Source organism: Staphylococcus devriesei, assembly GCF_002902625.1.
Lineage (GTDB): Bacteria > Bacillota > Bacilli > Staphylococcales > Staphylococcaceae > Staphylococcus > Staphylococcus devriesei.
Map to the genome: position 1 here is coordinate 24,838 of NZ_PPRG01000039.1, position 21,873 is coordinate 46,710.

Annotated in this window: 26 protein-coding genes; 19 read left to right on the plus strand and 7 right to left on the minus strand. The window is 31.8% G+C overall.

All coding sequences use genetic code 11. The features are described from left to right. Window positions 1-264 precede the first annotated feature (264 nt). Both CD147_RS06760 and dinB read left to right on the plus strand, forming a co-directional pair. Window positions 265-813 carry a DUF3267 domain-containing protein gene (locus CD147_RS06760; protein WP_103166658.1) on the plus strand — a complete coding sequence of 183 codons (549 nt, stop codon included), beginning with the start codon at window positions 265-267 and terminating at the stop codon, window positions 811-813. A 113-nt stretch (window positions 814-926) separates the two neighbouring features. Then, entirely contained in the window at window positions 927-1,997 is a 1,071-nt protein-coding gene (dinB, locus tag CD147_RS06765) for a DNA polymerase IV (RefSeq protein ID WP_103166659.1), read from the plus strand. Between the two features lie 57 nt (window positions 1,998-2,054). On the opposite strand, the gene CD147_RS06770 is transcribed toward dinB, so the two are convergent. Continuing rightward, window positions 2,055-2,609: a 3'-5' exonuclease gene (locus tag CD147_RS06770; RefSeq protein WP_103166693.1), complete on the minus strand. Its 555-nt coding sequence runs from the start codon at window positions 2,607-2,609 to the stop codon at window positions 2,055-2,057. Between the two features lie 146 nt (window positions 2,610-2,755). Further along, window positions 2,756-3,256: an H-type ferritin FtnA gene (gene ftnA, locus CD147_RS06775; protein ID WP_103166660.1), complete on the minus strand. Its 501-nt coding sequence runs from the start codon at window positions 3,254-3,256 to the stop codon at window positions 2,756-2,758. A 184-nt stretch (window positions 3,257-3,440) separates the two neighbouring features. Between ftnA and murT the strand changes: the two genes are divergently transcribed. Then, window positions 3,441-4,751 (plus strand): lipid II isoglutaminyl synthase subunit MurT, encoded by a 1,311-nt coding sequence (gene murT / locus CD147_RS06780; RefSeq protein WP_103166661.1) that lies wholly within the window; start codon window positions 3,441-3,443, stop codon window positions 4,749-4,751. A gap of 1 nt (window position 4,752) precedes the next feature. Beyond that, window positions 4,753-5,475: a lipid II isoglutaminyl synthase subunit GatD gene (gene gatD, locus CD147_RS06785; protein WP_103166662.1), complete on the plus strand. Its 723-nt coding sequence runs from the start codon at window positions 4,753-4,755 to the stop codon at window positions 5,473-5,475. A gap of 63 nt (window positions 5,476-5,538) precedes the next feature. On the opposite strand, the gene CD147_RS06790 is transcribed toward gatD, so the two are convergent. Then, on the minus strand, window positions 5,539-6,528 hold the full coding sequence (locus CD147_RS06790) for an FUSC family protein (RefSeq protein ID WP_103166663.1): 990 nt from the start codon (window positions 6,526-6,528) through the stop codon (window positions 5,539-5,541). Window positions 6,529-6,676: 148 nt separating this feature from the next. On the opposite strand from CD147_RS06790, the gene map reads away from it, so the two are divergent. The 5 genes from map (at window position 6,677) to vraR (ending at window position 10,399) form a co-directional block, all read left to right on the plus strand. Further along, entirely contained in the window at window positions 6,677-7,429 is a 753-nt protein-coding gene (map, locus tag CD147_RS06795) for a type I methionyl aminopeptidase (RefSeq protein ID WP_103166664.1), read from the plus strand. Between the two features lie 191 nt (window positions 7,430-7,620). Next, window positions 7,621-8,007, plus strand: a complete 387-nt coding sequence (locus CD147_RS06800) for a hypothetical protein (RefSeq protein WP_103166665.1) — start codon at window positions 7,621-7,623, stop codon at window positions 8,005-8,007. Between the two features lie 28 nt (window positions 8,008-8,035). After that, complete coding sequence (gene vraT / locus CD147_RS06805) at window positions 8,036-8,737, plus strand: cell wall-active antibiotics response protein VraT (RefSeq protein WP_103166666.1); 702 nt, start codon at window positions 8,036-8,038, stop codon at window positions 8,735-8,737. Next, window positions 8,734-9,780 (plus strand): sensor histidine kinase VraS, encoded by a 1,047-nt coding sequence (gene vraS / locus CD147_RS06810; protein WP_103166667.1) that lies wholly within the window; start codon window positions 8,734-8,736, stop codon window positions 9,778-9,780. The genes vraT and vraS overlap by 4 nt, the downstream gene beginning before the upstream one ends. Further along, window positions 9,770-10,399 carry a response regulator transcription factor VraR gene (vraR, locus tag CD147_RS06815; RefSeq protein ID WP_103166668.1) on the plus strand — a complete coding sequence of 210 codons (630 nt, stop codon included), beginning with the start codon at window positions 9,770-9,772 and terminating at the stop codon, window positions 10,397-10,399. The genes vraS and vraR overlap by 11 nt, the downstream gene beginning before the upstream one ends. Before the next feature lie 162 nt (window positions 10,400-10,561). On the opposite strand, the gene CD147_RS06820 is transcribed toward vraR, so the two are convergent. The 3 genes from CD147_RS06820 to CD147_RS06830 all read right to left on the minus strand — a co-directional run bounded on the left by CD147_RS06820 (window position 10,562) and on the right by CD147_RS06830 (window position 12,641). Further along, window positions 10,562-11,788: a YihY/virulence factor BrkB family protein gene (locus tag CD147_RS06820; protein WP_103166669.1), complete on the minus strand. Its 1,227-nt coding sequence runs from the start codon at window positions 11,786-11,788 to the stop codon at window positions 10,562-10,564. A gap of 98 nt (window positions 11,789-11,886) precedes the next feature. Next, the gene (locus CD147_RS06825; protein WP_103166670.1) at window positions 11,887-12,171 is read right to left on the minus strand and encodes a YtxH domain-containing protein; all 285 of its coding nucleotides are present in this window, start codon (window positions 12,169-12,171) and stop codon (window positions 11,887-11,889) included. 5 nt (window positions 12,172-12,176) lie between these two features. Continuing rightward, the gene (locus tag CD147_RS06830) at window positions 12,177-12,641 is read right to left on the minus strand and encodes a low molecular weight protein-tyrosine-phosphatase (protein WP_103166671.1); all 465 of its coding nucleotides are present in this window, start codon (window positions 12,639-12,641) and stop codon (window positions 12,177-12,179) included. Window positions 12,642-12,783: 142 nt separating this feature from the next. Here CD147_RS06830 and CD147_RS06835 point away from each other — a divergent pair, with 142 nt between their 5' ends. From CD147_RS06835 to CD147_RS06845, 3 genes are read left to right on the plus strand one after another with little or no spacing between them, the layout of a single operon-like run. Further along, on the plus strand, window positions 12,784-12,990 hold the full coding sequence (locus CD147_RS06835; protein ID WP_103166672.1) for a DUF1128 domain-containing protein: 207 nt from the start codon (window positions 12,784-12,786) through the stop codon (window positions 12,988-12,990). Between the two features lie 12 nt (window positions 12,991-13,002). After that, the gene (locus tag CD147_RS06840; RefSeq protein ID WP_103166673.1) at window positions 13,003-14,250 is read left to right on the plus strand and encodes an aminopeptidase; all 1,248 of its coding nucleotides are present in this window, start codon (window positions 13,003-13,005) and stop codon (window positions 14,248-14,250) included. A 37-nt stretch (window positions 14,251-14,287) separates the two neighbouring features. After that, on the plus strand, window positions 14,288-14,821 hold the full coding sequence (locus CD147_RS06845; protein WP_103166674.1) for an acyl-CoA thioesterase: 534 nt from the start codon (window positions 14,288-14,290) through the stop codon (window positions 14,819-14,821). An 87-nt stretch (window positions 14,822-14,908) separates the two neighbouring features. Here the strand turns inward: CD147_RS06845 and yfkAB are convergent, their stop codons facing one another. Next, a complete protein-coding gene (gene yfkAB / locus CD147_RS06850; RefSeq protein WP_411841054.1) occupies window positions 14,909-16,048 on the minus strand; it encodes a radical SAM/CxCxxxxC motif protein YfkAB in 1,140 nt (379 codons plus the stop codon). A gap of 156 nt (window positions 16,049-16,204) precedes the next feature. Here yfkAB and CD147_RS06855 point away from each other — a divergent pair, with 156 nt between their 5' ends. The 7 genes from CD147_RS06855 to CD147_RS06885 all read left to right on the plus strand — a co-directional run bounded on the left by CD147_RS06855 (window position 16,205) and on the right by CD147_RS06885 (window position 21,731). Further along, on the plus strand, window positions 16,205-16,372 hold the full coding sequence (locus CD147_RS06855) for an SE1561 family protein (RefSeq protein WP_103166676.1): 168 nt from the start codon (window positions 16,205-16,207) through the stop codon (window positions 16,370-16,372). An 82-nt stretch (window positions 16,373-16,454) separates the two neighbouring features. Then, on the plus strand, window positions 16,455-16,973 hold the full coding sequence (locus CD147_RS06860; RefSeq protein WP_103166677.1) for a type 1 glutamine amidotransferase domain-containing protein: 519 nt from the start codon (window positions 16,455-16,457) through the stop codon (window positions 16,971-16,973). Between the two features lie 279 nt (window positions 16,974-17,252). Beyond that, window positions 17,253-18,065, plus strand: a complete 813-nt coding sequence (sgtB, locus tag CD147_RS06865; RefSeq protein ID WP_103166678.1) for a monofunctional peptidoglycan glycosyltransferase SgtB — start codon at window positions 17,253-17,255, stop codon at window positions 18,063-18,065. Window positions 18,066-18,290: 225 nt separating this feature from the next. Then, entirely contained in the window at window positions 18,291-19,094 is an 804-nt protein-coding gene (recX, locus tag CD147_RS06870) for a recombination regulator RecX (protein ID WP_103166679.1), read from the plus strand. Further along, window positions 19,087-19,401 carry a YfhH family protein gene (locus CD147_RS06875; RefSeq protein WP_103166680.1) on the plus strand — a complete coding sequence of 105 codons (315 nt, stop codon included), beginning with the start codon at window positions 19,087-19,089 and terminating at the stop codon, window positions 19,399-19,401. Before recX ends, CD147_RS06875 begins: the two co-directional genes overlap by 8 nt. A gap of 15 nt (window positions 19,402-19,416) precedes the next feature. Further along, window positions 19,417-20,928, plus strand: coding sequence for an ATP-binding cassette domain-containing protein (locus CD147_RS06880; RefSeq protein WP_103166681.1), 1,512 nt, complete (start codon window positions 19,417-19,419; stop codon window positions 20,926-20,928). Window positions 20,929-20,936: 8 nt separating this feature from the next. After that, on the plus strand, window positions 20,937-21,731 hold the full coding sequence (locus CD147_RS06885; protein WP_103166682.1) for a teichoic acid transporter: 795 nt from the start codon (window positions 20,937-20,939) through the stop codon (window positions 21,729-21,731). The last annotated feature ends 142 nt before the right edge of the window (window positions 21,732-21,873 follow it).

The window sequence follows — 21,873 nt, forward strand, 5'->3', positions numbered from 1 at the left end:
ATAGATACGATATACTTTGAGTAGGAAATATTCATACTGTATTAAGATATTGGCACTTTGTTCTTCGCGCCAATAGTTATCGACTTGCCACACTAACAGTAAAATAGAGCCTTTCACTGTGTAATATTTTAAACAATATTTTTAAGTTAGATAACTTTCATTAAGAACAGATTACAAGGTATTTAATTTATTGAAAAAGTCTTTGTTTCTGAAAGTAGGCCATGTATACTAAGTTTGAATTCATGCAGTTGGGAGGTCATTATTGTGCATAAGATTGATTTATTATCTAATAAATTAAACTTACCAAAGTTTATTGCGACTCAGATTGTCGTTATTTTATTTGTTATTTTAATCACGTATAAATGGGCTTTTACGTTTACCGAAGTTAGTGAACAGACATTTATAGCTAATGTCATGTACGGTATTTTAGGGTTTATACTTACTTTGGGTCTACACGAATTAATACACCGGTTAATGTTTTATGCTTTTTCACATGGAGAGCATCCTCGTATTACATATCAGCAAGGTGTACTGCTTACTCATAGCTCAAACAAATACTTTAATAAATGGCAATATTGTACAATAATGCTAGCACCCATGGTATTTATTACTGCAAGTTTAATGGTAGTATTTAGCTATTATTCTTATTCTTCAATTATCTTTATTTCAAGTATTCATATTGGTTATTGCTTAATTGATGTTTATTTAGTCGGCATTACACTAATCAATAAGTTTAACTATATACATCCGAGTGAGGAAGGGTTGTACATGTATTATCACAAACCTCTTCACACTCATAATCATTACGAATAAATTAAAGATTAGTCTTAATATGGTTATATTGTGCACATTTCATGAGTTTTTATATCATGACCAGTATAATTATATTAAGGCTTATTTTATTATTTTTGAAAAGGGGTGAGAGAATGGCAGAAAGAAGAATAATACACATCGATATGGATTATTTTTATGCACAAGTAGAAATGCGAGATAATCCAAAGTTACGAGGTAAACCCGTTATCGTTGGCGGAAAAGCAAGTAATAGAGGCGTCGTTTCTACTGCGTCATATGAAGCGCGTAAATATGGTGTCCATTCTGCTATGCCAATGTCTCAAGCTCATAAGCTATGTCCTAATGGTTATTACGTAAGAGCGCGTTTTGATGCGTATCGTGAGGCATCTTCGATAATCATGACTATCTTCAAGAGTTATACAGAGATTGTAGATCCTCTAGCGCTTGATGAGGCATATCTAGATATTACACATCTAGTAAGACCTGATTTGTCAGCTTCAAAGATTGCATCGTTTATACGACGAGATATTTTTGAAAAAACAGGATTAACCGCTTCAGCAGGCATATCATATAATAAATATTTAGCTAAATTAGCAAGTGGTATGAACAAGCCAAATGGGATGATGGTTATTGATTATAATAATGTACACGATATATTAATGAATTTAGATATCGGTGATTTTCCTGGCGTTGGAAAAGCTTCGAAAAAAATTATGCATGAGCATGATATATATACCGGTAAAGATTTATATGAAAAAACAGAATTCGAATTAATTCGTTGGTTTGGAAAAAGAGGCAGAGGCTTATATAACAAAGCGAGAGGTATTGACCATAGCGAAGTTAAGGCTACTAGAATTCGAAAGTCAGTTGGAACGGAACGAACGTTTTCTACAGATGTGAATGACGATGATGAAATTCTACAAAAAATTTGGGAATTATCAGGTAAAACTGCAGATCGGTTAGCGAAATTACAAAAATCTGGTAGTACTGTAACAGTAAAGTTGAAAACATACCAGTATGAAACATTCTCAAAACAACGAAGTTTAAGAGACCCAGTTAGAAATGATATTGATATTTATAATGTGGCGTATGACTTATATAATGAACTAAAAGATCCGAATGTACCTATCCGTTTGATAGGCGTTACAGTTGGTAATTTGGAACGTTCCACTTATCAAAATATGACAATTTATGATTTTATTTAAAGATAAAGGCGAGAATGATTGTGAATGAGAGACATGTATCTCATTTAAATAATGACCCTACCCTTTATCTTTTAAATTTTTGCCGTAAATTTGAAGCATACTTTGTAAATCATCATAGTGTTTTAATAATCTAAACGTAATCATCGCACACGCTTTGGCGTCATTTAAGGCATCATGATGTCCATGAAAATCAAGTTTATAATGGTTCATTAAGTGTTTTAAACCATAGCGATAAGCACTGATTGTACGTTTAGCTAATTGATAAGAACAAAAATAAGTCATTGAAGGTGTTTCGATATTTAAGCTTTTCAAACTTTGATGTAAGACATTCATATCAAATGCGGCATTATGGGCTACAACAGGAAGATGATCTATAAACTTCAACATATAAGGATACACATATTCAAATCCAGGGGACGTTTGGACATCTTCAGGTTTGATACCATGCACCTTAATGTTAGTTTGTGAAAAGTAATCAAATGGATTAACTAATGTGTAAAAGGATTCAACTATTTCATTGTTGACTACTTTCACCATGCCAACTGAACAAATACTTGTACGTTTACCATTAGCAGTCTCGAAGTCTAAAGCTACAAATGCATTATCCACGATACATAGCTCCCTCCTCAATCATAATTTGATTATATTATTGTAGCTAAACATTCCTCCGTTGAACAGTAAATTGCATTGCATATATAAATGCCCGATTTCTGCTAAGGAAGCAAAAATCGGGCATTAAATATATTTTATAGTATAAATTATTCTTCGTTAAATGTACGTGAAGCTAATTCTTTTTCATATAGGTATAACGTATTACAATCGTCACCGATACGAGTTAAATAATCAATGTGTGTCTCAAAAGTAGACTCTTCTTCGACTTGTTCATCTAAGAACCAATTTAAGAATGAAGTTGTAGCATAGTCTTTATCTTTTTGAGCAATTTCAGATAAATTATAGAAACGGCGCGTCACTTCTTGTTCTTGCGCTAATCCATCTTTAAACGTTTCTAAAATTGAGTTGAAGTTTGTTTTAGGTGCTGGGATAGCTCTGAATTCTGCGCGTTCACCACGATCGTTAATATAATCGTAGATTTTTTTACCGTGGAAACGTTCTTCTTTAGCTTGTTGAATATAGAAATTTGCGAAACCTTCGTACGATGTATCATCACAATAAGCGGCCATAGCCATGTAGGCATGTGCTGCAAAATACTCATGATTCATTTGATCATTTAACGCTTCTAATAAATCTTTACTTAACATAAAGGTCACCTCTTTAAATTTTTATTATTTATATGTTTGATAAGATTATACCAAATCTATTCTCATTAGTAAATAATAATTATTATAATCTAGAGTGCAAGTTGTTAATTTTAATTGAGAATATTTTTTGTTATACCCGTTACATGTTATAATTATTCGAGTGATTTAAACAAGGAGGAAACACATGAGACAATGGACTGCAACCCACTTGGCAAAGTTGGCACGTAAAGCAAGTATCGCAGCTGGTAAAAAAGGGACAGACTTGCCCGGCCAAATTGCTCGTAGAGTGGATCAAAATATATTACGTAAATTAGCTACTCAAGTAGACGACATTGTATTTATAAGTGGTACAAACGGTAAAACGACTACCTCTAACTTGATAGGCCATACTTTGAAAGTAAATAACATTAATATTATTCATAATAATGAAGGGGCCAATATGGCTGCTGGTATTACTTCGGCATTTATTATGCAAAGCACGAAACAGACTAAAGTAGCTGTGATTGAAATAGATGAAGGCTCTATCCCTCGTGTTCTTAAAGAAGTAACACCTTCTATGTTCGTATTTACTAACTTTTTCCGCGACCAAATGGACCGCTTTGGAGAAATTGATATTATGGTCAATAATACTGCGAAATCTATTAGTAATAAAGGGATTAAACTGCTTCTCAATACGGACGATCCTTTTGTAAGTCGTTTAAAGATTGCAAGTGAGACGATTGTTTATTATGGCATGAAAGCACATGCGCATGAATTTGAACAGAGCAGTATGAATGAAAGTAAGTATTGTCCTAATTGTGGTAAATTACTAGAATATGATTACATACATTATAACCAAATTGGTCATTATCATTGTACATGTGGTTTTAAACGTGAAACTCCTAAGTATGAAATAACTTCATTTGATGTCTCACCATTCTTAAAATTAAATATGAATGACGAAATATTTGATATGAAAATAGCAGGTGACTTCAATGCATATAATGCTTTAGCAGCATATTCAGTGTTAAAAGAACTAGGTCTTAACGATGATGCTATACGTAAAGGTTTTGAAACGTATATGTCTGATAATGGTCGTATGCAATATTTTAAAATGAATCAAAAAGAAGCGATGATAAACTTAGCGAAGAATCCGGCTGGTATGAATGCAAGCTTATCGGTAGGAGAGCAGTTGGGTGATAAAAAGGTGTATGTTATTAGCTTAAACGACAATGCTGCAGATGGGCGTGATACCTCTTGGATTTATGATGCAGACTTCGAAAAATTAAATGATCAAGATATTGAAGCTATCATTGTAACCGGTACACGTGCCGAAGAATTGCAATTACGTTTAAAATTAGCCGAAGTTGATGTTCCTATTATTCTCGAGAAAGATATTTATAAAGCGACAGCGTTAACTATGAATTACAGTGGCTTCACCGTAGCAATTCCTAACTATACTTCATTATCACCAATGGTTGAACAACTAAACCGTTCATTTGTAGGGGGCAATTAATATGCATGAATTAACGATTTATCATTTTATGTCAGATAAATTAAACTTATACAGTGACATTGGGAATATTATAGCCCTAAAACAAAGAGCTAAAAAACGCAACATTAAATTAAACGTAGTAGAAATCAATGAAACTGAGGGCGTGACTCTTGAAGAATGCGATATTTTCTTCATTGGTGGCGGTAGTGATAGAGAACAAAGCATTGCTACTAAAGAACTAAGTAAAATTAAAACAGTACTTAAGGATGCTATTGAAGATGGTATGCCAGGTTTAACAATTTGTGGTGGCTATCAATTTTTAGGTACAAAGTATATTACACCAGATGGAACTGAGCTTGAAGGTTTAGGAATTTTAGATTTTTATACTGAATCACGTACCGATCGTTTAACAGGCGATATCGTAATTGAAAGTGACACGTTTGGCACTATTGTCGGTTTCGAAAACCACGGTGGTCGTACACATCATAATTTTGGCACACTAGGCCATGTAACAGTAGGATATGGTAATAATGATGATGATAAGCAAGAAGGTATCCATTATAAGAACTTATTAGGCACTTATCTGCATGGACCAATTTTGCCGAAAAATCATGAACTAACTGATTATTTATTAGAAAAAGCATGTGAACGTAAAGGTCTACCTTTTGAGCCTAAACAGTTAGATAATACTGAAGAAGAAGCGGCTAAACAAGTAATTATAGATCGTTCAGTTAAAAATAAATAATAAACAAAAATAAGCAGGACAATGAAATCATAAAATTTTTCTTAGATTTCTGTCCTGCTCTTGTTATTTATCTTTAAATCGATTGTCTAGCAATTTATAAATCAATAATATTTCATAAATTACGTGACTTTTAATTTGATTTTGGTCGAATTCTTCAAGTAATTTAACTGAAGATTTTAGTGTAGAAGCGGATTTCTTTTGACGTTCAAAGTAATCATTTAATGGAATATCATGGATACTATTACTTATTTTAATAATTGCCATTTTTTCCTCTGTAGTAAAGATGAGATTTACATTTTTAGGCAAATAGATAATATTTGAAAGGTGGGTTGTGAGGAGACAGTCTACATAAGATCTATTAGAAATATGTTTTAATCGTTTCCACTCATCTTCTTTATTTTTATGGTAGCGTAATTCATCACGTTGATAACCGGTTAAGGTTTCAGTTTTATCAATAATAGCAGTTAATTTAGTCAATAACTCATTACTATCATTAGAATGAAATTTGCCTAATAGTAATTCATTACATCTTAAAGCGAATAATTCGTATATTTTATGTTCGGATAATGTCAGATTATCTTCTATTTGATGATAATATTTAGGCGGTAAAACGAGGAAATTAACTATTCCGGCAGTTACCAATCCGATTAGTGCAGTAAGCAATCTAGAAAAGAAATTAAAATAATAGGCATCATGAATTCCTGGAATCATAGCTACTGAAGTTAAAACAGCAACGGTCGTACCTACTTGTAAATTTAATTTAGTACATAATAGAATAGTGAATAAAGCACTGAAGGTATATGATAGCGGTGATTGATCCCCAAAGATGAAAGTAAATACTACTGCAAACAATGCCCCAATAACAGTAGCCGGTAATCTACGATAGCCTTTTTTTAAAGATGCTTTAGCGGTTGGTTCAATAGTGACAATCGCGGTTAGAATGGCGAAGATAGGTGTCAAATTTAACATTAAGCAAAATAGAGATGTTAAGAAAGTAGCCAATCCTGTTTTAATCGTTCTAGCGCCAATAATCCGTTTATACCATTTATCCATGTCATAAATCCTCTCGTTGCACGAAAATAATCATTGTAATAAGTGTGAAATTGAAAATTATTTACGTTTCATTATTAGTCACGTTTAGTATATCAAAAAATTTTTGGTATAATAAGATGTAATATCAATTAAAAAGGAACGGGATAATATGATTGTAAAAACAGAAGAAGAATTACAAGCCTTAAAAGAGATAGGTTATATTTGTGCAAAAGTAAGAGATACAATGCAAGAGGCTACCAAACCTGGAGTTACAACGAAAGAGTTAGATAATATTGCGAAAGCGTTATTCGAAGAACATGGTGCAATTTCAGCACCTATTCACGATGAGAATTTCCCAGGCCAAACATGTATTAGTGTTAATGAAGAAGTTGCGCACGGCATTCCTGGTAAACGTATCATCCGCGAAGGAGATTTGGTTAATATCGATGTCTCAGCCTTGAAAAATGGCTACTACGCAGACACAGGTATTTCATTTGTAGTAGGCGAAGCGGATAATCCTCTCAAACAAAAAGTGTGTGATGTGGCGACAATGGCTTTTGAAAATGCTATGGCTAAAGTCAAACCAGGAACTAAATTAAGTAATATTGGTAAAGCAGTACATGCCACCGCACGTCAAAATGATTTAACAGTTATTAAAAATTTAACTGGACATGGCGTAGGTCAATCGTTACATGAAGCTCCTAATCATGTCATGAATTATTATGACCCTAAAGATAAAACGCTTTTAAAAGAAGGTGTAGTAATCGCAGTTGAGCCATTTATTTCTTCTAAGGCTACATTTGTAACAGAAGGTAAAAATGAATGGGCATTTGAAACTAAAGATAAAAGCTTTGTAGCTCAAATTGAGCATACGGTAATCGTAACTAAAGACGGCCCAGTGCTAACAACTAAAATAGACTAATTGTTATAGCGTGAGAGAGATAATAATACAATATCTTTCTTACGCTATAATTATGAGCGTATCATTTAATTTCATTGAAAATTACTATCTTTAAGTAGTGCTTAAGTATGAGTTAAATATGGTTCCTAAGCCTATATTCCTTCATGAAGCGATGTACTATAATAAAGCTTAATTAAGAATGAGGTGTTTCTATGAACTATATGGATGTGTACTTACAACATTTTTTAAAAGTAGTAATTAAACAAAATATCGACGAGTATCGAATGCTTTTAGATAATAAACTTAAAAGTATTGAAACATACATAGTATATTTAAATAAGAAAAAACTTCAAATGAATAAGTTGATTGACAGTTTATCTGCTACATTAGAAAATAAGTATATTGATATAGCGAATACTTATAATATTAAACATGCTCAAGAAATTAATAATTATGAAATTGAAGATTTAAAAAATCAATTAGATATGTTTGAAGCATATTGCGCAAGAATAGAAGAGGATATACATCGTTGCGCGAAAGAAAGAATTACTACCTTAGGACAATATGACATCATTGAACAAATGAGTATGGTAGCTTAAATAATCAAGAAAGATAGGAGGCGACGTGTTGACACGTAAATATATATCGACAGAATTATTAATCATTTTCACAGCATTAATGATCATTGCTAATTTTTACTATATCTTTTTTGAGAAAATTGGCTACTTATTCGTTCTCTTGCTAGGATGCATTTTAGTTTATGTTGGATACCTTTACTTTCATAAAGTAAGAGGACTATTAGCGTTTTGGATAGGTGCTTTGTTGATAGCGTTTACCTTATTATCGAATAAGTACACGATTATTATATTGTTTATTTTCCTAGTGATTGTGATTGTTAGGTATTTAATTTTTAAATTTAAACCATTAAAAATTGTTGCTTCTGAAGACGAGGTTACTTCACCACAATTTATAAAACAGAAGTGGTTTGGAGAGCAACGTACACCAATTTATGTCTATAAATGGGAAGATGTGCAAATCCAACACGGGGTCGGAGATGTACACATTGATATGACGAAAGCTGCTAATATTAAAGAGAATAATACGATTGTAGTTAGACACATTTTAGGAAAAGTACAACTAGTGGTCCCATTAAACTATAATATTAATCTACATATGGCAGCATTCTATGGTACTGGATACGTTAATGGTCAATCCTATAAAGTAGAAAATAATCATATCCAAGTTGAAGAAAAACCTAAAGAAGAGAATTATAATGTGAATATTTACGTATCAACGTTTATAGGAGATGTAGAGGTGATTTATCGATGAATCACTACTTAAGAGCTATAGGTTCCATGCTTATACTCGTGTATAGCATGTTTACTGCGTTCTTATTTATAGATAAAGTATTTGTAAATATTATCTATTTTCAAGGGATGTTTTATACGCAAATATTTGGCATACCTGTCTTCTTGTTTTTAAATTTAGTAATTATTTTATTATGTATTATTGTAGGTTCGATATTAGCCTACAAGATTAATCAACAAAATCATTGGATTAAATCACAAATTGAACATGCAATCGAAGGGGAAACTGTAGGTATTAATGATCAAAATATTGAATTATACAATGAGACAGTAGATCTTTATCAAACATTAGTACCCTTAAATCAAGAATTACATCGTTTGAGAATTAAAACTCAAAATTTAACTAATGAAAATTATAATATGAATGATGTTAAAGTTAAAAAAATAATTGAAGATGAGCGTCAACGTTTAGCTCGCGAATTACATGATTCAGTAAGTCAACAACTTTTCGCAGCAAGCATGATGTTATCAGCAATTAAAGAAACTAAATTAGAACCACCACTCGACCAACAAATACCTGTGCTTGAAAAAATGGTTCAAGAATCTCAACTAGAAATGCGTGCATTATTATTACATTTAAGCCCACTAGGACTAAAAGATAAAACGCTTGGTGAAGGTATTAAAGATTTAGTTATCGATTTACAGAAAAAGGTTCCTATGAAAGTTATACATGATATTCAAGACTTTAAAGTACCTAAAGGGATTGAAGATCATTTGTTTAGAATTACTCAAGAAGCAATATCTAATACATTGAGACATTCTAATGGTTCAAAGGTTACGGTAGAGTTATTTAACCAACAAGATTATTTGTTATTAAGAATACAAGATAATGGTAAAGGATTTAATGTTGATGAAAAAGTTGAACAAAGTTATGGTTTAAAAAATATGAGAGAACGTGCATTAGAGATTGGGGCTACGTTCCACATTGTGTCATTACCTGATTCAGGAACGCGTATAGAAGTAAAAGCACCATTAAATAAGGAGGATGATTCATATGGCGATTAAAGTGTTATTTGTAGATGACCATGAAATGGTTAGAATTGGAATTTCAAGTTATTTATCAACGCAATCAGATATTGAAATCGTAGGAGAAGGTGAATCGGGAAAAGACGCCATAGCCAAGGCACATGAATTACAACCTGATTTAATTTTAATGGATTTATTAATGGAAGATATGGATGGCGTTGAGGCTACAATGCAAATAAAAAAAGATTTGCCACATATAAAAGTAGTCATGTTAACAAGTTTTATTGAAGATAAAGAAGTTTATAGAGCCCTGGATGCAGGAGTAGATAGCTATATTTTAAAAACAACAAGTGCGAGTGGCATAGCCGATGCTGTACGTAAGACCTATAATGATGAATCAGTCTTCGAACCTGAAGTGCTAGTCAAAATGCGTAACAGAATGAAAAAACGCGCTGAATTATATGAAATGTTAACTGAGCGTGAGATGGAAATTTTACTATTAATTGCTAAAGGATATTCCAACCAAGAAATCGCAAGCGCATCTCATATTACAATCAAAACAGTTAAAACACACGTAAGTAATATATTAAGTAAATTAGAAGTACAAGATAGAACACAAGCAGTTATTTATGCATTCCAACATAACTTAATTCAATAAACACCATCTTTTAATAAGTAAAATGCTCTTAAATGACTTCTATAGATGTCATTTAAGAGCATTTTTGTAATGAATTTAGATATAAGAAGGTTGAAAGTTATAAACAAGTGCCTCAAATTAAAAACTGTTAATGATTTCTACACTTCAATTTCTAATATTGAATTATGATTTCTTATTATCTTCATTATCGCTATTTGAAGTAAACTTATCTTTAATTTTATCAGTTAACGATTCTTTTTCTTCAACGTTATCATCATCGTCATCTTTATCGATATTATAATTCTCATCCTTACCAGGTTGAGTACGTTTATATTCATACGTTGTATCTTCGTTATAGTGGTTTTGGTTGTTATCATCATGTACTAATGCAGCTTCTTCTGGAGTTTCTCCTTTAATCACATGTCTTTGATGTACAATAGCATTGATTTCTGCCCCAATAATAATAATGAAACAAGTAATGTATAACCATAATAGCAAGATGATGATACCAGCTAAACTGCCATACGTTTTAGAATAGTTACCGAAGTTAGATAAGTACCATCCAAACGCAAATGAACCGACTAACCATATAATTGAAGTGAATAGTGCACCGGGAAATACTGACTTAAATTTAGTTTTAACATTTGGTGCTACTGAATATAAAGTTAAGAATAAAATAAGAATAACAATAAACGGTAGAACAATTCTAACTAAATCAAATACCCATGCGACTTCATTACTTAAGCCTAAAGGGCCAAATAAACGTTCTTTAATAAAATCACCAAATGTAGGTAGTGTTAACGCTAAAGCTAATACAATTCCCATAACTATAGTGAAAACTACACTTAAAATTTTAAGAACAACAGGGTTACGTGCATCCTCTACATCGTATGCAACATTGAATGAATTCATAATCGCTGACATACCATTTGATGCTGACCAGATTGCCAATAATAACCCAACAGAAAGTAGACTACCACTTGAATTTTTCGTGATATCTTCAAAGATTCTTGATACTACATCGGCTGTTTCAGATGGTGCATTTTGACTAACTAAATCTTTAATTTGTTGAGGATCGATTTGGAAGAATGGTAATAATGTTAATAAGAAGATTAACATTGGGAATAGCGCTAAGACGAAGTGATAAGTCATCTGTGCTGCTAAACCTGAAGCATCATCCTTACCAATGCGATAAATTAGATAAGAAATAAAATTTGATTTCTTTGTATATTTTGCAGGTTTATTTAATCGTGACACAAAGAAAACCTGATTATCTTTTTTCGGTTCTTTTGATTGGAATTCTTGTGGTTCTACATAAGTACGATCAACCTTAATTTTATCTTGCTCTTCTTCTTGCTGTTCTTTCACAGAATTAAGATAGTTCGAACTTGATTGATTTTTATTCGACATAATGTCCTCCTCTATAAAACGATAACTTTTTATTTTAAAAGAAAGGGGTCGGGACATGAATGGTTTTCGCCTTTGTCCCAACCCTTAAAATCAATCAATTATTTACCGATGCGATTATTTTTGCGATTTACAAAAGTATCTTTAGCATCTTTAATTGATTTTTCTAACTCTGGATTGTTACGACGAATTTCTTCGATAGTATCTTTCCAGTATAATACTTCGTCTTTGATAGAACTGACTTTAGAAGGTTTACGAGAACGGTTACCTTCTTTCATATCTTTTACAGATTGTATTAATGAGTTACGAGTTGATTTGTCAGCTAATGTAGCAGCACCACCAACAATAGCGCCAATTAAAATACCAGGAATTAATTTATTTTGCATAATACTTACCCCTCTTTCAAATTTGCATCTTTTACGATGTAATCAATTAGATTGTCACAAGATGATTGTACCATTTCATACACGCCTTCGAAATTATTTGTGTAATATGGATCTGGCACATCACTCTCTTCCATGTTACTAAATTCTAGCAATTTGAACAATTGTCCTTTTAAATTGGGATTAATCGATCTGATATTGTCTATATTACTTTGATCCATTGCAATAATATAATCAAAATCATGATCTGGTTCAAATAGCTCACTAATCATACCATCATATGAGATATTATGACGATTCAGAATGTCTTGAGTTCCTTCGTGAGGCGGTTCTCCAAGATTCCAGCGACCAGTGCCTCGTGAATGAACTGTAACACCGGAAATACCTCGGTCTTTTAAACGCTGACGCATAATCGCTTCAGCCATAGGAGAACGACAAATATTTCCGAGACAGACAAATGCTACATCTACCATCTTGTATACCTCCAAACTATTATATATAAAACCATTTTATAGGTATTTTAAACATTTAGAAAGACATAACTTTGTCAATTTCTATAAAAGTTTATTAAATTTTCATACTCTGATAAAATGTTGTATTAAAGAGGTGAGAAGAATGGCGCAAAGTAATGAAGAAATGATTGCCAATATTAGAAAAAAATTAAATATAGTAAATCAAGGATTATTAAATCCAGATAAATTTAAAAATTCTAATCAACAAGATATAGAAGAAATTCATGATTTTGTCATGTCAAAAGATTCATTTTCACCGAGTGAAGTTACAGCAATAGCTGACGAATTAGGTAATTTACGTCAAGACTAAGGAGGAATTTAAATGACAAATTCAAATTATCAAGATAAGTTACAACAATATGCTGAACTGCTAGTAAAAGTGGGTATGAATATACAACCTAAGCAACCCGTTTTCATAAGATCATCAGTTGACGCAACAGAATTAACCCATTTAATTGTAGAAGAATCATACAAAGCTGGTGCTTCTGACGTAAGAGTAGTTTATTCAGATCCAACATTAAAACGCTTGAAGTTTGAATATGAACCTGTTGAACACTTCGAGACTACTGAAATTAAAGATTTCGATGTAGAGGAACGAATGAATTATGCCAATCGTGGCGCTGCTAATTTAGCACTCTTAACAGAAGATCCTGATTTATTAAATGGTATAGATGCTGAAAAGTTAAAAGCTTACCAAACAAAGTATGCTCAATCCTTTAAAGGTTACATGGAAGGTAGTCAAAAGAATAAGTTTCCATGGGTTGTAGCTGCATTTCCTTCAAAAGCCTGGGCTAAAAGAGTGTACCCAGAATTGTCTGAAGAAGAGGCTTATGCTAAATTCATTGATGAAGTCTTTGACATTGTACGAGTAGATGGAAATAACCCAGTTGATAACTGGAAACAACATGTGAATGATTTAAGTGTTCATGCTAAACGTTTACAACAAAAAAATTATAAAGCACTACATTACATTTCAGAAGGTACAGATTTAGTAGTTGGCTTGCCAGAAAATCATATTTGGGAAGATGCTACAAGTTATGTTAATGGAAATCAACAAGCTTTTATCGCTAATATTCCTACAGAGGAAGTCTTTACTGCCCCTGATCGAAATAATGTTAACGGTCATGTCACAAATAAACTTCCACTAAGTTATAACGGAAATATTATTGACGGTTTTACTTTAACTTTCAAAGATGGGGTAATTGTTGATTTTAAAGCAGATAAAGGTGAAGAAGTATTAAAAGACTTAATTAATACTGACGAAGGCTCTAATCGTTTAGGGGAAGTTGCACTTGTACCAGACGATTCACCAATTTCAAACCGTAACACAATCTTTTACAATACACTGTTCGATGAAAATGCCTCTTGCCACTTAGCCATTGGTTCTGCATATGGTTTTAATGTCAAAGGTGGAACAGAGATGACTACTGAAGAAAAAATCGCAAGTGGCTTAAATGATTCCAATGTGCATGAAGACTTTATGATTGGTAGTTCAGATTTAACCATTTACGGTATTCTTCATGATGGCTCTAAGGAGTTAGTCTTTGAAAATGGGAATTGGGCACAATAACTCATAAAAAATAGAATATATAGAGGGAGCAGAATACATGTCAAATTCTCAAGAAAATAAAAAATCAATGTCTGAATCAAAAAGTATAAAAGCGAAACAAGTATTTCCGCAAGATACGAATCATCATCATACAATGTTTGGCGGTTCATTAATGTCTAATATTGATGAGGTGGCTGCAATTACAGCAATGAAACACGCTAATGCGCAAGTTGTTACAGCTTCTATGGATTCAATGGATTTTCTTAGACCAATTAAAACTGGAGAAATCACATCGTATGAAGCTATGGTAAGCTATGCTGGTAAAAGCTCTATGGAAATTTGTGTTCAGATTATTATTGAAGATGTACTAAATAAAGAAAGACATTTAGCGGCGCTTAGCTTTTTAACTTTCGTAGCTTTAGATGATAATGGTAAACCTACAAAAGTACCACAAGTTTATCCAGAAACTAAAATTGAAAAATGGTTCTATGAAGGCGCGCCAAGTCGTGTTCAACGAAGAAAAGATCGACGTGAAGAAAGTAAAAAAACACTTGATTTTCTATCAGACGTCCAAAATATAGAAGAAATATAAAGTCATAATATCTAATATAATAAAAAAGCAGCAGATTCTATTGATTTAAAATAGAATCTGCTGCTTTTATATATAAATTACTTCATATTAACTAAATATACTTTCCGTATGCATTTCAATCTCTTTTTGTTTAAAGTCTGTATGAGGGTAGTACATATTTTTTACTAGCACATTTGGCCCTAAACAATGGAAAGCTTCACAATGGCAATTTAATGATTGAGCTAAATCAGATGTTAGCCATTTATTGAAGACATCTGTTAATTTATCACGCTTAATGTTAGAAATCGTGCCGTTCTCATCCCCAAAATCTGTCACGATAACATCTCCACTAAAGACATTTACATTTAATCGGCTACGTCCATCAGGGTCGTTACGCATCGTCACATTTTTGGCATCTCTTAATCGTTGTAGTAAAGCTTGGTCATTTTCATCATTAATACAAGGGTAGATGGGTAAAGTACCAAATAACATCCATACATCTTCATTGCGAATATCTAATAAATGATGAATAGCCTGTTTCATTTCTTTTAAGGATAAGACATTAAGTTGACTAGCAAAGTCGGCAGGATACATCGGATGTACTTCATGACGACTACATTTCATATCATTAACGATTTCTTTATGAATTTTATCTAAATAGGGCAAAGTGCTTTGATTTAGCATAGTTTCAGCTGATACAAACATTCCCTGTTCTGACAAAGTACTCGCATTATTCAACATTTGTTCATATAATTTTAATTTAGCTTTTAATGGTGGTTGTTTTTTCATAGCCCCAAAACCAACATTAGTAAATTCTTGGATAGTTCCCCAATTATGAGAAATGTGCATTACATCTATGTATTCAGCGATATCTAAGTAACGGTCTTGTGGAAGCGTTAGATTAGAATTCATTTGAACATAAATACCACGATCTTGCGCATATTTTAAAAGTGGTTTAACTACATTTTTAATTGATTTTTTAGAGAACATAGGCTCTCCACCAGTTATTGACATTGTACGTAAATTAGGAATTTCATCCAATCGACGGTAAATAATATCCATAGGTAGAGGGTCAGGATCTTTCGTTTGTAATGTGTAGCCTACAGCGCAATGGCTACAACGCATATTACATAAATTTGTAGTTGTAAATTCTATATTACTTAATGTTAATTTGCCATGTTCTTCTATATCGTTATAAGCTTCCCAGGGGTCATTCTTAATAGAAATAGGCTTTTTTTGATTTGTCATCAACATATTTATTACTCCTAAACATTTAAATTCCTTTATACGTTGCTAAAAAGTACAGTAAACATTATTAAGATTATATCCCTTTTTGTCAAATTCTGTTAGGATAAAACTAACGTAAATATTAAATAAAATAGATATTTAAAGGAGACAAATTTTATGGACGAACAACTAACGATTGACCAAATTAAAACACGCTTATCAAAATTCTTAGAAGACATTGATCATGTGAACCCGGATGAAGTAAGTGTGGAAGATATTGATGAATGGATTGGTTTATTAGACCAATTAGAAGAAAAAGTAAAATCAGTATCTAAGGAAAATTAATTTAAACTAACGTCATATGTTTAAAACCTCTTAAAAGTGTCTATACTTACAATATAATACGATTAAGAAAGGTGATATACACATGGCTAAAAAAGTAGTAATTATCTTAGCAGACGAATTTGAAGATATAGAATTAACAAGTCCTAAAGAAGCTTTAGAAGAAGCAGGATTTGAAACAGAAATCGTTGGAGATACTGCAAACGCAGAAGTAGTAGGTAAACACGGCGAAAAAGCTATTGTAAACGTAAGTATTGCTGATGCTAAACCAGAAGACTATGATGGCTTATTAATTCCAGGTGGATTTTCACCAGACCACTTACGTGGTGATGCTGAAGGCCGTTATGGCGCATTTGCTAAATATTTCACTAAAAATGATGTACCAACATTCGCAATTTGCCACGGTCCACAAGTCTTAGTGGATACTGATGATTTAAATGGTCGTACTTTAACTGCAGTACTAAATGTACGTAAAGATTTATCAAACGCTGGCGCTCATGTTGTTGACGAATCAGTAGTTGTTGATAACAACATCGTTACAAGCCGTACACCAGATGACTTAGACGATTTCAATAGAGAAATTGTTAAACAATTAGAAGATTAATTTATAGATGAGTAGTAATTATTGAAGAGCCTAGGACATTTTTAGTTAAATGTCCTAGGTTTTTTATATTATAAGAATCAAATAATTAGAGTTATAAATTTAAAGGAATATATTAGTTTTCAATATTGCTCATTACATGGTTATTAATTAAAAACACTCGTGCTAAGGTATCAGGCCATGTACACCTTGGGACTGATTTTTAGCGTTAAGTATAGCTAAATATATCAACTACTGTTAAACTCTCAATTATAGAGTGAGTTTAAGTAAAGGAGCTAGCGCATGAAAAGAAGCCAAAGATATCATAACTCGCCTGAAAGACATACTCAGTATCGTAATGAACCACATTATAATACGTATTACGAGCCTGTAGGTAAACCACCTAAAAAAAAGAAAAGTAAACGCATATTCCTAAGAATATTCTTAACCTTTATTCTTATTTTCGCATTATTTACCGGTCTAATGTATTTCTTATCTTCGAGAGCGAATGTTGATGATTTACAATCAATTGAAAATAAAAATAGCTATGTTTCTGTAGATAATATGCCTGATTATGTAAAAGGCGCTTTCATTTCTATGGAGGACGAAAGATTTTACAAACACCACGGTTTTGATTTGAAAGGTACAACACGAGCATTGTTTTCAACAATTGGTGAACATGATGTGCAAGGTGGAAGTACTATTACTCAACAAACGGTAAAAAACTATTACTATGATAATGAACAATCTTTTACTAGAAAGTTAAAAGAACTTTTTGTTGCACATAAAGTAGAGCAACAATATAGTAAAAATCAAATTCTGAGTTTTTATTTGAATAATATTTATTACGGTAGTAACCAATATACAATAGAGAGTGCAGCAAATTATTACTTTGGTACTACTACGAACCAAAATAACGGTAATGGCTCTCAGATTACAGTTTTACAAAGCGCCATTTTAGCTAGTAAAGTTAATGCACCAAGTGTGTATGATATTAGTAATATGTCGGATAATTTTAAAAATCGTATTAAAACTAATCTTGAAAAGATGAAACAACAAAATTATATTTCTGACAATCAATACCAAGAGGCACTATCACAACTTAATAATTATTAATATAACGAAGAGACTGGAACATCAATACTTTTGCTCCAATCTCTTCTTTTTAATGGATAAAATACTTTGAGACATGATAATACTATTATAGAATAAGTTATGTGAGCTTGAGATAATATTTTGGTAAGAATAAACCGGAAATGAGTAGAGGAAGATATAAACTCATCATCTTATTGAAAGGGTATTGTACAGTTTATTCTCCATATTTAAGAAGGAGGGGAAAAGGTGCCTAAAATCACTAAAATTGAAGTACAAAAGAAAAATAAAGAACGATTTAATCTATTCTTAGACGGAGAATTTGAAATGGGAATAGATATTGATACATTAGTTAAATTTAATTTGAAAAAGGGTCAAATCGTTGAACCTAAAGATATGGAGCTAATCCAAAAACATGAGCACTATAGATTAGGCATTAACATGGCGATTCAATATCTCTCCTACAAGAAAAGAACAGAGAAAGAAGTACGACAACATCTTGCTAAAAATGAAATAAGTGACACTGCTATTCAGCAAGTTATCGATTATTGTTATAAAGAAATGTATATTAATCATGATGATTATGCAGAAAGCTTAAAAAATACAATGCTAAATACTACTGATAAAGGTCCGGAAATATATAAGCAAAAATTATACCAAGTGGGTATTGAACCTAATATTATTGCTAATTATGTAGCACTATATGAAGAAGAACAATCATTAGAAGCGGTCATAGGTGTTGCAGAGAAAATAATGCGCACAAAAAAAGGACTCGCTTCAAAGGTCAAACAGAAAGTTTTACAAAGTCTCATTCAAAAAGGTTATTCAATGGAAGTGGCGCAACAAGCTTTGGGTGAATTGGATTTCACCCAAGACGAAGAAGCCATTGATCAGTTATTAGCAAACGATTTGGAAAAAGTTTATACTAAACAACGCCGTAAATATGATGGCCAAATGTTGGTAATGAAAACAATTGAGTCTCTTATGAGAAAAGGATATAAGTATGATAAAATTAAAATTAAATTAGAAGAAAGTGGTATTTCAGATGGATAACAAGAGACTAAATGAAATGTCAGAACAAGAGATTAGACATGAAATTCAAACATATAGAGAAAAAATGCGTAAAGCTGAAATGAACGGTATTATGAACGAATATGATGTATATCAAAGTAAAGTTATTGTCGCTGAAAGTTACTTAGTTGACCGTACAAAGGTTGAGCTTGGCAGAATGTATAAATTAAACGATGGCAGTGACCAATATTTTAAAGTAGAACGCTTAAAAGGCATATTTGCTTGGGGATATAGAATTAATAGTTCATCTCCTGAAGAAGGTTTGCCACTTGCTTTATTAAAAATTTAGAAGGATGTAACACGAATGGGAAGTTCAATAATTTTAAAGTTACTTAATGTTACACATTATTATAGAAATAAGAAAAATAGAAAATGGTATTTACCTTTTGGATATGATGCAGAAGATATTGAATTAAACAAAATCTCCTTGCACATTTATCAAGGTGAAGCATTAGCTATTATTGGAGAACCTGGCTCATCTAAAACGTTATTAGGTAGAATTATAGCTGGCGATATCAAACCCGATAGAGGTAAAATGGTGAAATCTGCCTCCACGTATTATGGAGATATTAAAGATAAACATTTACTTCACATTACTGTTAAAGAATATGTTAAAGATATTCAACAGTTATTTACATATGAAACATCATCGCATAACATAGAACAAATTATTAAATACGCTCATTTAGATGAGAAAGCATCTGTGAAAATCAATGAATTAAGTCATACAGAATTTGCACAATTAATACTAAGTCTCGCGCGTGTATGCCGTGCCGAGGTGCTAATTCTAAATCATATTATTGAACATCTAGACGATTCTTTTCTAGAAAAAGCAAAACAACTTTCTAAAGATTATATTTCTGATAATCAATCTCTCATACTTATTGATGATGATATTAATAAGGTTGCTCAAGTTAGTAACTATGTAGCTTGGATATCACATGGCCAAGTAAGAATGGAAGGTTCTTTAAACCAAGTATTACCAATATTTAAGGACCACGAGCGGGACAGATTAAGTATTGATAATGAAGAGGAACAACAAAACTTTGATTTAGATTGGAAAGAAAGTCGCAGTCGTTTACCTGATATGAGTTATAACTTTAAACGCGTAGAACGGTATAAGAACGCTAAAGTTCCAGAATTTGTTGTTAAATTTTGGACGATACTTACCACAAGTGTATTAGCACTCATTTTAATCGGTGCTTTAGTAATGAATAATATTGGAATTATCGAAGCACCCACGATTGAAACACAGAAAAAAGTTCAGAACAAAGATCCTTTTGAAGAAAAGCTTGCATACGGTATTGTCATGAATGATTCGATCACACTTAATGGAGCATCTAATATTAAAATACCTAAATATACATTTGTTACAATCACGGGTGAAAACTCCAAGAAGTATAAGGTGACAATGAATGATAAAGATTATGAAATAGGGAAAAGTAAACTTCAATATTTTAATCCAGCTGCGTTATACGAGTTGCATTCATTAAGTACTCTAGCTCCATATATGAAGTCTAATTATAGTGATTATGTCGATTATTTTAATAGTCAATTACATAAAAAGCACGAACAAGTTAAGAAAACACTAGTGCCTGATGAAGATTCACGCTACGTGGTTGCAGTGACGCAACAACCCATTGATATGCTATTTAATGATCAAAATAAATTAACAGGATTTGTTTTTCCAATAGTTGATAAAGATAAACTAAAAGATAAATATCACATTACTCAAGATTTATGGATTGTGAAAACGGACAATGGTTATCTTATTGCGGATATGAATGATAGCAAATGGATTTATATTGAATTGTAGGTGTAAAAATGATAGATAATTTATTATTATATTTTAATTTTTTTCCATCACTCATGAAATTCGCTAAACAACGAATTATTGATACTAAAAAGTGGTTTATAACTCTATTTGTAGCTCAATTAATACTTATAGCGATTGTGGTCATCTCACTTTCAATAATGGAAATCGAAGAAATTGTTAAGGCTAGATGGTTATATAGAATGATTACATTTATATCATTTAGCACGATTATGGCTACAGTTTATAAGTCATATAGAGAATATAGTCGAGATTATTTAGTCACAAAATCATTTCAATTAACGCCCTTAGTAACAACGATAGCTAATATTTTAGTTGGAAATATTATTCTGATGGTTTTAACATTAATTATCGCGATTTTTAAACCTATTAACTTTGAAACATCAATGCTAGCATATTTATTTTTCGTATTGATGACTATAATAAGTATGATTTTGATTACGGTTACATTAGGATTACTCGACATTCTAAGTAAAAAGATAATAACAGCATTTATAGTAGGTAGTATTGTAAGCTTTTTACTGTTACCAATACTTTACTTACCTAGTACTAAAACAAATTTATTGAATCAAGTTCTAAAGCTAAATCCGTTCTATTATATAGTGGACGGTTCGGCAACTTCAGCTATTTTTGGAGCAATTAATATATATAATGTGACTTATCATATCTACTTCTTAATTTTTTTAGTTATATTAGGAACACTAAATTTTATGATAATGAGATATGTTGCACATAAAAAATATAGATACTCACAAGACGCTATAACAACAAAAAATGAAAATTAAAAAAAGAAATAGTAATCTATTAACAATTTAATCATATACATTACGTTGTTATAATGCAGTTGTAAATGAAATGATATAGAATTAGTGTTCTCTGATTCTAATCAACTGACTAATCGTAGGAAAAGGCTGAGACACTTAGATA

Coding starts and splice junctions, on each gene's coding strand:
- dinB (WP_103166659.1), top strand. CDS start 927: ATGGCAGAAAGAAGAATAATACACATCGATATGGATTATTTTTATGCA.
- ftnA (WP_103166660.1), bottom strand. CDS start 3,256: ATGTTAAGTAAAGATTTATTAGAAGCGTTAAATGATCAAATGAATCAT.
- murT (WP_103166661.1), top strand. CDS start 3,441: ATGAGACAATGGACTGCAACCCACTTGGCAAAGTTGGCACGTAAAGCA.
- gatD (WP_103166662.1), top strand. CDS start 4,753: ATGCATGAATTAACGATTTATCATTTTATGTCAGATAAATTAAACTTA.
- CD147_RS06790 (WP_103166663.1), bottom strand. CDS start 6,528: ATGGATAAATGGTATAAACGGATTATTGGCGCTAGAACGATTAAAACA.
- map (WP_103166664.1), top strand. CDS start 6,677: ATGATTGTAAAAACAGAAGAAGAATTACAAGCCTTAAAAGAGATAGGT.
- CD147_RS06800 (WP_103166665.1), top strand. CDS start 7,621: ATGAACTATATGGATGTGTACTTACAACATTTTTTAAAAGTAGTAATT.
- vraS (WP_103166667.1), top strand. CDS start 8,734: ATGAATCACTACTTAAGAGCTATAGGTTCCATGCTTATACTCGTGTAT.
- vraR (WP_103166668.1), top strand. CDS start 9,770: ATGGCGATTAAAGTGTTATTTGTAGATGACCATGAAATGGTTAGAATT.
- CD147_RS06820 (WP_103166669.1), bottom strand. CDS start 11,788: ATGTCGAATAAAAATCAATCAAGTTCGAACTATCTTAATTCTGTGAAA.
- CD147_RS06825 (WP_103166670.1), bottom strand. CDS start 12,171: ATGCAAAATAAATTAATTCCTGGTATTTTAATTGGCGCTATTGTTGGT.
- CD147_RS06830 (WP_103166671.1), bottom strand. CDS start 12,641: ATGGTAGATGTAGCATTTGTCTGTCTCGGAAATATTTGTCGTTCTCCT.
- CD147_RS06835 (WP_103166672.1), top strand. CDS start 12,784: ATGGCGCAAAGTAATGAAGAAATGATTGCCAATATTAGAAAAAAATTA.
- CD147_RS06840 (WP_103166673.1), top strand. CDS start 13,003: ATGACAAATTCAAATTATCAAGATAAGTTACAACAATATGCTGAACTG.
- CD147_RS06845 (WP_103166674.1), top strand. CDS start 14,288: ATGTCAAATTCTCAAGAAAATAAAAAATCAATGTCTGAATCAAAAAGT.
- yfkAB (WP_411841054.1), bottom strand. CDS start 16,048: ATGACAAATCAAAAAAAGCCTATTTCTATTAAGAATGACCCCTGGGAA.
- CD147_RS06855 (WP_103166676.1), top strand. CDS start 16,205: ATGGACGAACAACTAACGATTGACCAAATTAAAACACGCTTATCAAAA.
- CD147_RS06860 (WP_103166677.1), top strand. CDS start 16,455: ATGGCTAAAAAAGTAGTAATTATCTTAGCAGACGAATTTGAAGATATA.
- sgtB (WP_103166678.1), top strand. CDS start 17,253: ATGAAAAGAAGCCAAAGATATCATAACTCGCCTGAAAGACATACTCAG.
- CD147_RS06875 (WP_103166680.1), top strand. CDS start 19,087: ATGGATAACAAGAGACTAAATGAAATGTCAGAACAAGAGATTAGACAT.
- CD147_RS06880 (WP_103166681.1), top strand. CDS start 19,417: ATGGGAAGTTCAATAATTTTAAAGTTACTTAATGTTACACATTATTAT.
- CD147_RS06885 (WP_103166682.1), top strand. CDS start 20,937: ATGATAGATAATTTATTATTATATTTTAATTTTTTTCCATCACTCATG.